Source organism: Flavobacterium chungangensis, assembly GCF_042654045.1.
In the GTDB taxonomy this organism is placed as follows: Bacteria; Bacteroidota; Bacteroidia; order Flavobacteriales; family Flavobacteriaceae; genus Flavobacterium; species Flavobacterium chungangensis.
Genome location: NZ_JBHSFY010000004.1, coordinates 322,807 through 335,460 on the forward strand (window position 1 = coordinate 322,807; position 12,654 = coordinate 335,460).

10 protein-coding genes are annotated in these 12,654 nt (G+C 29.7%); all 10 read right to left on the minus strand.

Translation table 11 applies throughout. The features are described 5' to 3' along the window. Positions 1-3: 3 nt before the first annotated feature. The 10 genes from ACFO3N_RS08765 to gmd all read right to left on the minus strand — a co-directional run bounded on the left by ACFO3N_RS08765 (position 4) and on the right by gmd (position 12,648). The gene (locus ACFO3N_RS08765; RefSeq protein WP_379796940.1) at positions 4-2,370 is read right to left on the minus strand and encodes a GumC family protein; all 2,367 of its coding nucleotides are present in this window, start codon (positions 2,368-2,370) and stop codon (positions 4-6) included. Positions 2,371-2,390: 20 nt separating this feature from the next. Beyond that, positions 2,391-3,182 (minus strand): polysaccharide biosynthesis/export family protein, encoded by a 792-nt coding sequence (locus ACFO3N_RS08770; protein WP_379796942.1) that lies wholly within the window; start codon positions 3,180-3,182, stop codon positions 2,391-2,393. A gap of 103 nt (positions 3,183-3,285) precedes the next feature. Continuing rightward, complete coding sequence (locus ACFO3N_RS08775; protein ID WP_379796944.1) at positions 3,286-4,704, minus strand: undecaprenyl-phosphate glucose phosphotransferase; 1,419 nt, start codon at positions 4,702-4,704, stop codon at positions 3,286-3,288. A gap of 14 nt (positions 4,705-4,718) precedes the next feature. Next, positions 4,719-5,459, minus strand: coding sequence for a WecB/TagA/CpsF family glycosyltransferase (locus ACFO3N_RS08780; RefSeq protein ID WP_379796946.1), 741 nt, complete (start codon positions 5,457-5,459; stop codon positions 4,719-4,721). After that, positions 5,456-6,628: a glycosyltransferase gene (locus tag ACFO3N_RS08785; protein ID WP_379796948.1), complete on the minus strand. Its 1,173-nt coding sequence runs from the start codon at positions 6,626-6,628 to the stop codon at positions 5,456-5,458. The genes ACFO3N_RS08780 and ACFO3N_RS08785 overlap by 4 nt, the downstream gene beginning before the upstream one ends. Positions 6,629-6,630: 2 nt before the next feature. After that, the gene (locus ACFO3N_RS08790; protein WP_320492342.1) at positions 6,631-7,524 is read right to left on the minus strand and encodes a sugar transferase; all 894 of its coding nucleotides are present in this window, start codon (positions 7,522-7,524) and stop codon (positions 6,631-6,633) included. Positions 7,525-7,728: 204 nt separating this feature from the next. Next, positions 7,729-8,622, minus strand: coding sequence for a glycosyltransferase family 2 protein (locus tag ACFO3N_RS08795; protein WP_379796950.1), 894 nt, complete (start codon positions 8,620-8,622; stop codon positions 7,729-7,731). A gap of 2 nt (positions 8,623-8,624) precedes the next feature. Further along, on the minus strand, positions 8,625-9,983 hold the full coding sequence (locus tag ACFO3N_RS08800; protein ID WP_379796953.1) for an O-antigen ligase family protein: 1,359 nt from the start codon (positions 9,981-9,983) through the stop codon (positions 8,625-8,627). 9 nt (positions 9,984-9,992) lie between these two features. Then, the gene (locus tag ACFO3N_RS08805; protein WP_379796955.1) at positions 9,993-11,357 is read right to left on the minus strand and encodes a lipopolysaccharide biosynthesis protein; all 1,365 of its coding nucleotides are present in this window, start codon (positions 11,355-11,357) and stop codon (positions 9,993-9,995) included. A 163-nt stretch (positions 11,358-11,520) separates the two neighbouring features. Further along, positions 11,521-12,648: a GDP-mannose 4,6-dehydratase gene (gene gmd, locus ACFO3N_RS08810; protein WP_320492346.1), complete on the minus strand. Its 1,128-nt coding sequence runs from the start codon at positions 12,646-12,648 to the stop codon at positions 11,521-11,523. Positions 12,649-12,654: the final 6 nt, after the last annotated feature.

Genomic DNA, 12,654 nt, shown 5'->3' on the forward strand with positions numbered 1-12,654 from the left:
ATTTTAGCTGATAATTTTTTTAAGCCACCCCCTTTTCTCCAATTTCTCTCCATAACCGTAACTATACATTCCTTTCGGATTTGTATCATTTAGAACAATGCACATATTAGGAAGTTTTTTATCTCTAAAAAATCTGTTTGCAATAGATATCATTCGTTTTTCTAAAAATCTGGCACGCATTACATAAACAAAAGTGTCAGCATTTTTCGCTATAAGCAATGTATCCGTTACGAGACTAACCGGAGCAGTATCTACTATTATATAATCATATTCTGCTTTTAGTTTTTCAAATAGCTGATCTACTTTTTTGTTCGTCAACAATTCAGGTGGATTTGGTGGAACTATTCCTCCAGGCAAAATATAAAAATTCTCATATTTATCATGCTTTACGATATAATCCCCAATTTCTTTATTGCTTGAAGACAAATAATTTGTCAGCCCTTCAGAGGGAAGATTAATATATTCATTCAGTTTTGGACTTCTAATATCCATACCTATAAGCAAAACCTTTTCTTCTAACAATGCAAAACTGGCTGCTAAATTTGTCGAAATAAATGTTTTACCTTCAGAAGCAAAAGTTGAAGTTACAAATATCGTTTTTGCTTTACCTACTTCATCTTTATTCAGCATAAATCCAAGATTGGTTCTAACAATACGAAGCGCTTCTGCAGAGCTACTCCTGCTATTAGGCTGGATTAATTCTGACACATGCTCGCAATTAGGTACATCGCCTATAAATGGAATTTGCGTTTTCCCTTCTAAATCATCTCTGCTTTTAATTTTAGAATTTAATAAATCATCTGCATAAATAATACCCAACGGAAACAATATCCCAAATAAAATTCCTGCTAGATAAATTATCTTTTTCTTTGGACTAACTGGATTCTTTTCTGCTTTTGCCGTATCAATTATTCGAGCATTCGGTTCAGTTGCGGCTAACGAAATTGCCGCTTCTTCTCTCTTTTGCAATAAGTATAAATAAAGCTCTTCTTTTACTTTTTGCTGCCTCGCTATCACTCTAAATTGACGCTCTTGAACTGGAATTTTTCCAATTTTACTATTCAAAACCCCTTCTTTAGTTTTTAGATCACGATTTTGAATTTGCAAATTAGACTGCATCCGATTCAAACTTTCTGCGACATTAAGTTTTAAAGAACTTATTTGTTGATCTAATTTTACAACCGCTGGATTCTCATTTGTTGCCGATTTTAAAACTCGATTACGATCTAAAACCAGTTGATTGTAGGAACTAATCAAATTAGATGCATCTCCTTTATCTAAAATTAGATTAGAAGGTAACAAATCTGAGTTTGAACTTTTTTTAATAAAATCAAGCAACGAAGAAACTATGTTTAACTGAATTTCAGTTTCAACTCCTTTTTTATCATATTCATTTGAACTTTCAACATACAGCTTTGCATCAGATTCAATATCAGTTAGTCGATTTGATTTTTTGAAGCTCTCAACATTTTGTTCTACTCCATCAAGTTCTTGTGTAATCAGAGCAAGTCTGTTTGCAATAAAATTAGAGGTGTTTTCTGAAATGAAATTTTTATCTTGTTTTGCACTCTCATTATAAATCTCAACCATATTGTTTAAAAACTCCTCAGCCTTTTTAGCGACTGGATCTGAAACTGAAATACTAACCACACTACTGGTTTTACTAATAGGTTCTACTTTGAGTTTTTTCCTAAAATCTTCTGTTAAATCATCTAATGGTTTTATCAAAATGGAGATAGATTTCTCCCCATTTGAATAAAAATCAGAAAAAAAAGATGTTTTGTTTACTACTAAAGTTCCTATTTTCGTAAAAATTTTTTCTCCAAATCTAAATTCTTTCTTAGGCGATTCTATAAAGCTTTCCTTGTTTTCAGTTTTCTCTACCAATAAAAAAGTTTCAGCAGTTCTTAGTTCGCAATTAAGATTAATATTTGCCTCTCTAAACGATTGCATTTTGTTTACAAAATGAATTTCTATTGGAGCTTCGTCATATATATCACGTTCGATAAAATTTTTCTCATGTAACAAAGCAACATTTAAATTAAGTTTCAAAATGGTACTTTCTACTAAAGTTCTTGATTTTAAAATTTCAATTTCATTATCAAGATTACTTTTCATACTTGATCCCAAACCTAAATCTGAAAAAACAGAAAGTTCTGAAAGCATCCCACCTTTTTTCTCATCCTTAACAAGTATTGTAGTTGAAGCCTCATAATAAGCTGTTGAAAATCTTAAATATAAAAAAGCCAACAGTAGGCCTATTATAATACTCAGTAAAAACCAACGCCAATGAACTAAATATTTTTCTAATTGTTGTTTAAGATCAAGATCTTCAGCATCATCTTCAACATCATTGTAAAACTCTTTCATTATACTTTATTATTTCGATTTTATTTAAAAATTAGGACTGAAAGCGAAACTAAAATAGAGATCGCAGAAATGATTACAGAGGTATTTGGACCGACTGCCGAGGAATTCACTCTAGTTTTATTAGGCTCAACATATACTACATCATTTTGAGCCAAATAGTAAAAAGGAGAATTAATAAAATCTGATTTTGTTAAATCTACTCTATTGTATGATTTTACTCCATTAACTTCCCGAATGACTAAAATATTATCTCTCTTTCCATATATAGTCAAATCCTTGGCCATACTCAAAGCCTCAATTAACGTAATTCTTTCTGAAGCAACAGGATAAGTTCCTGGTTGATTCACCTCTCCTTGCAATGAAACTTTGAAATTTGTTATACGGAGATTGATTATTGGGTTTTTAATGTAGTTCCCAATTTTATTCTGCAATAATTCCAACACTTCTGTACGGCTATATCCACCAACTTTTATTTTCCCAACTACAGGAAACTCAATATTTCCGTTATGATCTACCAAATATAATTGCAACGTTTCTTGACCACGAGCAACATCCAGTTTATTGTTACCAGCAATACTGTATGTTTTTAAATTAAAAGGAATAGCAACCTCAGGGTCATCAGCAGAAACAATAATCATTAGTAAATCATCAGGCTGAATTTTAACTTCATAAGAAGTTACATTTTGCTTGGTTTGAAGAGAATCAATGTTTTGGTAATAGACGAGATCTTTCTTAGAAGCACAAGAAAAAAACAAGAAAAAAACTGACAAAAAAACGAAAGTTTTTATCAAAAAGACAAATTGAAATTTCATTAGGTTTGATTTTAAATCATAAAATATTTACAACAAAATAGAAAGCCTATCCTGCAAACATACTTTTACAAAAAGGGGGTATTTTTTTAAATTTGGAAGAAATCTAATACGCATTTTTTTCTCCTCGAAAAACATTAATAATTGTTTTTATAATGATTTTCACATCAAGAAGTAAACTCCAGTTTTCAATGTACCAAATATCGCATTCTACTCTATTTTCCATATCAACCAGTGCTTTGGTTTCACCGCGATAGCCATTAACCTGTGCCCAACCAGTTATCCCTGGTTTGGCATATTGCCGAACTAAATAATTATTGATTAACTCACTATATTCTTGCGTATGATACAACATGTGGGGGCGTGGTCCAACTACCGACATATTGCCCAAAAAAACATTAAAAAATTGTGGCAATTCATCAATACTTGTTTTACGAATAAAAGCACCAAATTTTGTAACTCGTGAATCCCCTTTCTGAGCCTGCTTCTCATCTGCAGAAGCATTAACACTCATACTTCTAAATTTAAAACATGTAAAAGATTTGTTATCCCGCCCAGATCTATCTTGTTTAAAAAAAACAGGACCGGGAGATTCTACTTTTATAATTAGCATTATAATTGGAAACAACCACGGAAATATTAATAAAATAACCAATCCTGAAAAGCAAATATCAAAAGCTTTTTTCAATAATCTATTTACTGCATATTCTAAAGGCTCACGGCGAGACATTAATACAGGCATATTCTCATAAAAAGAAATTTCAACTCTACTTGATTTAGTATACAACTGAAAATCAGGTATAAATTTCACGCGAACCATATGCTGCTCGCAAATATCTATTAAGTAATTAATGATATTAACATTATCGATATGCAATGCGATATACATTTCATCAACATGAACTTTTGCCATGTAGTTCTGAATATCATTAAACCCACCCAAAATAACATCGTTTGCTAAATGACGGCTATTTTCATTTTCATCAAAAAAACCTAAAAATCTATAACCATAATTTAAATTTTTGGCTAATATTTTGCGTATGGTCCTACCCTTGTCGTTAGCTCCAACAATAACAAAGTTTCTATAATTATATCCCTTAGATCTAACATATTTTAAAAATCGCATCAAAAAAAACCTTGATAGCATCAATAACACAAAGAAAAACACATAAAAACAAAATAATTGCATCCTAGAAATATTTGAATATTCTAGAAAAACCACAAAAACTGCAACAATAGAAGCGTGAATAATAACTTTTTTAATTGTTCTACTTAAGATTGACTCTAAGGTTTCTATCCTAATAATTTTATATGAATTCTTATAAAGCAATAATCCAATCCATATTAAATTACCCAACAAAGAAATAGTTTGTGTCTCTTTTATGGATATGACATCAAGATCATCAGACTTAATCAAACCAGAAACAAAGACTGAGACATTTAACAAAATCATATCCCAAACAATGAATAGAATTTGATAGTATCTCGAGAAACTATATTCAGATAGTTTTTTTAAAATTTTCATAATTGAAAAGAACTCTACTTGAAAAGACTTTTGATTTTTTTTTCTAAAATTAGTTTAACAAAAACTGGCCCATAATATAAATATCTTTTCCACATTCTTTTGGGTTCTTTTATTAATCTCACAAACCATTCTAAACCTAAATTTATCCATACTTTATGTGGTCTTACCACTGTTCCTGCATAGAAATCGAAAACTGCTCCGATTGAGCAAATAACTTTTACATCTAAAATTTCTTTAAACTTATAAGCCCATTTCTCCTGTTTTGGCGCTGTCATTCCAATGAACAATACATCAGGTTTGAAATCATTTATTATCTTTATTATTTGTTGATTATCATTATCTGAAAATTCATTTTTAAAAGGAGGTGAAAAGGATTCTACTTCCACATCAGGAAATTCGTTTGAAATTCTCTGAGTAATTTTATCAAGTGTATTTTGAGAAGAACCCAAATAAAAGCATTTTCCTTTTTTTTTATTTAAATCGTTTAATAAATAGTGATGAAGATCAGCTCCAGCTATCTTAGAAATTTTTTTATTATTCAACAATTTTACAGCAGCTACAATTCCAATTCCATCCGGCAAAAGAATGTCAGATTCCTGAAGGGCTTTTTTAAATGTTAAATCTATTTCTGCGATACAATAAGAATATTGATTAATAGTATTAATCAATGTTTTTTTGTCTAAAAAACAATTAGACAAATCATCCTTAAATATTTTATAACTAAGGCATGGTTCAAATAACATTTCATTAATCATTTCACTTCATTTCTTTTATTAATAATTGACATATAGATATCGTTGAAATATGATAATTGGGAGTTTACCGAATATTTCTCTTTATAAGTTTGATAGGCATTATTTTGAATTTCTTTTCTAACTTCTTGTGATAGTTTATCAAATGATTGTAGTGTTTTTATTAAGTCCTCTGCATTACCTTGCTCAAAATGAAAACCATTTAAATTATTAGAAACCATAGAAGACATCGCTCCTAAATTTGATGCTATAACTGGCGTCCTGCATGAAAAAGCTTCTATTATTGTCATTGGCATTCCTTCATACCATATTGATGAAAAAATAAGGGCTTGAGCTTTTTTCAATTCTAATCTAACTTCTTTATTTTGTATGCTTCCTAAGTAGCAGATATTCTTATTATCTAAACTTGCATCTACAACAAGCTGTTTTAATATACCATCTCCTGCTATCTTGAGTTCATATGAGGAATTCCTAAAAGCATCTATTAATACTTTTACCCCTTTCTCATCTGACAATCTTCCTACAAATAAAAAATGATTTCCCCTTTTAACTTCCAACTTAGTTTTGTCGGTCATTACAAAATTTGGCTTAACTGCAAATTTTTCGACAGGAACATTAAAATTAGATTTTTGAAAAAGTTCAACTGCAAATGAAGTAAGGCACAAATATTTTTCAATTTTTGACCAAGTACCTATTTTTTTATGAAACCAGATAATAAACGAAAGCCAAAACGTTTGGAAAAACGAGGACCTATAAACTTTCTTAAATATTGCTGTATAAGGAAATCTTTGATATAAGCTATGATTAAATAATTGCCCTTTGTTGAGTAAAATACCAGAAGGGCATAATAAACGATAATTATGAATTGTATGAACAACTGGAATTTTTAATTGACTTATTTTTCTAAAAACCAAGGGGCCTAAAGCAAAGTGCCAATTGTGTATATGAACCAAATCAGGTTTAAATTCCTTAATTTTTTTTCTAACTTTTCTCGCAGAAGAGACGTTCCAAATTGAGCCCAAAAATTGCATTGCTCCCCTCCATCCTAGATGATTTTGAAAATATATAACCTCAACAGTATGATGTTGTTTTAATAAATTCAATTCTTGATCTACAACAATATCTTCGCCACCAAACATTTGATAGCGCGTATGAATTATGAGAATTTTCAATTTTACTGAAACAAATTAATCACTTTGTACTTAATTCTAGAAAGAATAGAAAATGGTTTAGTGAATTGCTTTATTATTTTTGGATCTAAACGAATGTCTGAAGAAAAAAGGAAGTTTGTTTTTAACCCACTGTCTAGAATTGTTTGAAATCTATTATATGTTTCTGTTGTATTGCTTGCATCTTTTGTAAAACCAACATTTTCAATTTTTGAAACAAAAGCGTGCGCAGAAAACAAATCATATTTAAATTGATGATAACACCAACGAATAGCCCAAGAATTTATCTTTCCTTGCATCTGACGATCCAACATGTTTGACATATCAGAACCCATCTTATTAAAATTATTTCTTGCTTTCCTGTTTTCTTTAAATTCATTGTAATCACTAACATTCCAGTCAATTTTTAACCAACGATTTCGCCATGTTGCCCAGCCTGTTGAACTTGATCTTTGAGTAAAGTAATTATCAAATTCTGTATTAACTTTAATTGGCATACTAAATCCTGCAATTGAAAACACTTTTGATTCGTCCTTATAAAAGAGAAGAGCTTCATTCATAAAATTTAAAAAATTTGCACTGCTCACAAGATCATCTTCTAATACGATGACTGTTTCATGAGTTTTCAAAACTTGGCTTACACCATCTCGAATTGAATTTGCTAATCCTTTATTTATTGATGCTTCATAGATCGTAATACTTTTAAAACCATTAATAGAATGCAAATATTTTCGAACTGCAGTTACAGCTGTCTTATCTAAAGATGTTTTTGCTTCATCCGAAAAAATATAAAGGTCCGATTTCTCAGCCAGGTAATTTTTTTGAAGTGATTGTACTGTTTTTTGTAAAGTCCCTAGACGCTTATATGCGAAAAGGACTACTGGAGAAAAATTATTCATTTGTTTTTTTTTAAATCATTCTTTTTGCAAAAGCATAATACTGGCCCACTAATTATAGAATTGTAAAAAATTTACTTTATAAGGAGGATAAATTCATAGAAGACCTATCAATTTTGAACTTTTATTGAGGTAAGAAATTTCTTTTTCATTGGTAAATCCAAAACCATGTCTAAAAAAATCAAGCCTACAATCAGTATTAATTATTTAATAATCTTTAATTTGAAAACGAAAGGCATATCCAATTTTCCCTAATTGATTGCCTAGTTTTGCCAACATTTTAATAAAATATTTATTTGGACTAAAAATCATTCTGATAATTAACAAGAAACTCACCATAAAACCTCCAAAAACACTGTATAGCCATTTTATACAGCCAATAAAAAAATGATTGTTTTTAAAAAGATGATTTGAATAATTATATCCTGAACGATATCCTCTTTTATAAAACCAAGATGCTTTTAATCTTTTAAAATCTTGTGTTTCGTATATAATAGCTTCATTTGAAAATATAATTTTTGCTTGTCTTGATAATAAAAAATTAAAAAAATCAGAGTCCTCTCCACCTGTGTGATTAAATTGTTCTAGGAAAGAGGGATTTCTTAATTCAAACAATTTCCTACGAACCAAAGTGTTTCCAGTATATCCTTCATTTATTCCTGCATTTTCACCAGTAATTCTATTCTTACGACGAAAAAACAGACTCTTCTTAATATAGGAAGGAAAATGCTCTGGAATTTCATAAATAACTTTGCCTAAAACCACATCAGCCTTGTATTTCTTCTGACAATTAATCATGTTTTTAAGCCAATTTTGATCTGCATATTCATCATCATCAATAAAAAGAAGGAATTCTCCAGTGGCTTTTGATACAGCCATATTTCTTGCATAAGACAATCCTTTTAAGGGCTGAAAATAATAGTGAACTCTTGCTTTATACTTTTGGACAATTTCTTGAGCAGTTTTTTTTGCATCATTATCTATAACAATAATTTCATACTCATAATTAGTATTTTGCGTCAAAACAGATTCAATACATCTCTCCAACAACAAAGGTCTGTTATAAGTACAAATAGCAACCGAAATCTTTTTGATGATCATTTTTAAGAAAGATTGATACTTTTATTAATTCCCCGTTGTCTACCATTCTTTGGTAAAGCTGTAGTAAGAATATATGTGGCAATTAAAACAAATATGATATTTAAAAAATTTTTGGGTTGTAGAAAGCTTGATTCTACTAAATTGTTAAAGAGAAACAAAACAAAAAAGAAATTAAAAAAAATGACGTGCGAAGAATTAGATTTCATTTTGGATAATTTGTTCAAAATACTAGACAAAAAACATATAAATAAAGAAACACCTATTAGCCCATATTGAACATATAAATCTATTAATCCATTATGCGATTGGCCTATTTCTGCAAAAAGCGCATTATCAATTTTAGATGAGGGTGCGCCTGTTTTACCCCAGAAACCTCCAATTCCATAACCACATAGTGTTTTATTCTCCAATTGAATCTTATCTAAAACATCCCTCCAAATTTGTGTTCTCCCTGTTAAAGTTAAATCTCTTTTAAAATTTGATGCTGATACATTAACATTTGAAAAGGACAAAACCGACAGATCTTTTGAATTTGTAAAAATGAAAAAAGAAAAAAGAATTATTGAAATAAGTAATAATACCTGCAATATTCTATTACTTAGGCTATAAAAAAAATAAATCAATAAAATCAATGTAATCAATAACAAGTTTGTAAAACTTTGACTCATGAAAACAAATACTATCCCAATTGACAAAAAAAAGAAAAAAGAAAGATTATTATTAGCACGTTTACTTCTCTTGGAAAAATACAATCTATCAGAAAATAAAGCAACAATTATCAAAGAAGAAAACTGTCCCAAGGTATTAGGTTGGTTAAAAATGCTTTGATATCGACCAATTAATGTTGTTGAAAAACCATTTGCAAAAAAAATCACAAGATATAACAACATTAATATCATTAGTATTTTTAATACTTTAAGCAATGTTGCAGAAAATTCTATGTTATATTTATCAAACAAAACGATTAGGCTACAAACTTTAATAAAATAGCCAATAGTTAAAAAAATCAAATTAATTGATTGACTAAACATATTATCTAGAACTAAAACACTCGAAAAGAAAGTTAAAACCAAAATAATGATGATTTTTTTTGCTTTTGTAACGAGTTGTAAACTTGCTTTTTTATTATTCAAAAGAACCAATGCAGAAAGTAGAACAAAAATAAAATTTACAGAAGTTGTAAACCACCCGAGCCCAATTTCTGCAACATTACCATATTTAAAACCTAAAAATTTCAAAACAAGATCAGGTCCAGTAATAATATTAGTAAGTTGTAAATAAACAAATAGCAAGATACGTGAACTAGGTTTCTTCGTCTTTAATTGTCTTTTAAAATTTCTTCTAGTAGATGCTAATTCCACAATGCTATTTTATTTGCTCCATATATTTTTATCTGTATGTGCTAAAACCTTATTAGTTTGAATCCAAAGAATGATGCTCATTCCTACAAACATTAATAAATTAGAAATTACTATTCCGTTTATTCCGATTTTTTTTGCCAAAAAACAACATAATGGAATATTCACAATACAAACAATTAAATAAATATATAGTTGTAATCTTATCTTACCTACTCCATTTAAAAAGTAACTATTTAAATTTAAGCACATATAGGCGATTACATATAAACTTAACAAAAGTGATAACTTAAATGGTATTTGTATTGAATCGCCTAACCAAAACTTATATATAAAATTTGAAAACACCAAGATCAGGGGAACAATAACAATCGAAATAAAAAACCATATTTGCCTTATTTTTTTAACGCTATTTTTTATCCACTCATAATCTCTTTTTGCATTTGCATCTGTAAAAGCACTCCAGTAAGGATTCATGATAATTGAAAAAAGCATAATTACTGTTGAAAATAGTTTAAGTGCTACATTAAATTTTGTGACAGATTCTGGCCCTATAAATTTTGAAATAATAATATTATCTGTCTGAAGCAGTATTATTGAACCTATCTGAATAATAAAAAAGTGTCCTCCAACTTGAAATATCTTTTTTGAATAGTTAAAATCTACGTGAGAAAATGCCGGAGCAATATTTTTTAATTTAGTTTTATAAAAATAGAGACTGGCCAATGTTAGAATGATGACAGGACTCATTGTTAAAGCTAATACTAAAACCATAAGATTTCCCTGAATCGTCTTTGTCATAATGTAAATAGTAATTAAAACACATACTTGTCCGATTAATAATAATAATCCAGCGATAGCAGGCTTATGGGCCGCAGTAAGTATTGTGTTGATTAATTGGACTACAAATTGCACACAAAAAGAGCCGAAAATTATTAGAACTGCTAATGAAATATCATCTTTTACAGATTCAGGAATATTTAAAAAAGTTTGCCAATCGATATAAGGGTTTAAAAAACAGAAAAATACAAATAAGCCAAGAGAAATTATTAGCAAACAGGCATAGGTTGTACTTACATATATTTTAGCAAGCTGAAACTCATTTAAAGCTAATGATTCTGCTAATTTATTTCGAAGACCATTACCCATTCCTATATCAAAAAAGCTCATCCATCCTATCAGCGAACTAATAGTCAACCAAATACCATATTGCATAGAACTTACGTAATTTATAGTCATAGGGACCAATAATAATCCTATAACGATGCTGGCCCCTTTAATAAAAAAAGAAATTGCTATATTCTTTTTTGCTAAAATGGTTCTGCTATGTCCCTCTGAAAAAAAAGAGTAAATTTTTTGCTTAATTTTTTTTATCACTACGATTTAAATGCTTTAAACTTTACACAAAAGAGTTATAAAACTAATTTTGAATTGTTCTTTAGTTTGCATGTTAGATACTATTTAAAATTCTTGTTTCGTAATTTTAATATTCTCTGTTTTGTCTTCTCATTTTTAACTGTTTTGTCTACTGCAGACAACACTATTCAAAATAATTTAAAGTTTTATACCCAACTTCATTTAAGTATTGCTCTTTTTGCATAAGTTCCAAATCGCTTTGCATCATATCTGTGACTAAAGCCTGTAAATCATAATTACATTCCCAGCCTAATTTGCTCTTTGCTTTAGCTGGATCACCAATTAGTATGTCAACTTCTGTAGGCCTAAAATACTTTGGATCAACTGCCAATACTTCTTTACCAATCTCTATTTGAAAATTAGGATTATTACTAGCTTTTACATACCCTTTTTCATCAACTCCATTGCCAATAAATTCTAACTCAATTCCGACTTCGGCAAAGCTCATGCGTACAAAATCTCTAACAGCAGCTGTCTTACCTGTTGCAATTACCCAGTCTTCAGGTTTATCTGCTTGCAAAATCATCCACATCATCCTAACATAATCTTTAGCGTGTCCCCAATCTCGTTTAGCATCTAAATTTCCCAGATACAATTTATTTTGCAATCCGAGTGCAATTCTAACGGTTGCTCTTGTAATTTTCCTGGTTACAAAAGTTTCACCACGTCTTGGAGATTCGTGATTGAACAAAATACCATTACAGGCAAACATATTATAAGCTTCCCGGTAATTTTTTGTTATCCAAAAACCATAAATTTTAGCAGCACCATATGGAGAACGCGGGTAAAATGGAGAGTTCTCATCATAAAAACCTTTTTCGTTCTTATTTTCTGGCAAACCTCCATATAGTTCAGAAGTTGAAGCCTGATAAATTCTTGTTTTTTTCTCAAACCCTAATATCCTAACTGCTTCTAAAATGCGTAAAGTACCAATTCCATCAACATTTGCTACATATTCTGGAGAATCAAAAGACACTTTTACATGAGACATTGCACCTAAATTATAAATTTCGTCAGGCTGTACTTCTTGAATAATTCTAATAATATTAGTTGAATCTGTCAAATCTCCATAATGCAATTTGAAATTTACATGCTGATCATGCTGATCCTGATAAAGATGATCTATTCGCTGTGTATTAAAAGACGACGCACGCCTTTTAACCCCATGCACCTGATATCCTTTTTCTAATAATAATTCAGCCAAATAAGATCCATCTTGACCTGTGATTCCCGTTATAAGTGCTACTTTCATACTTTA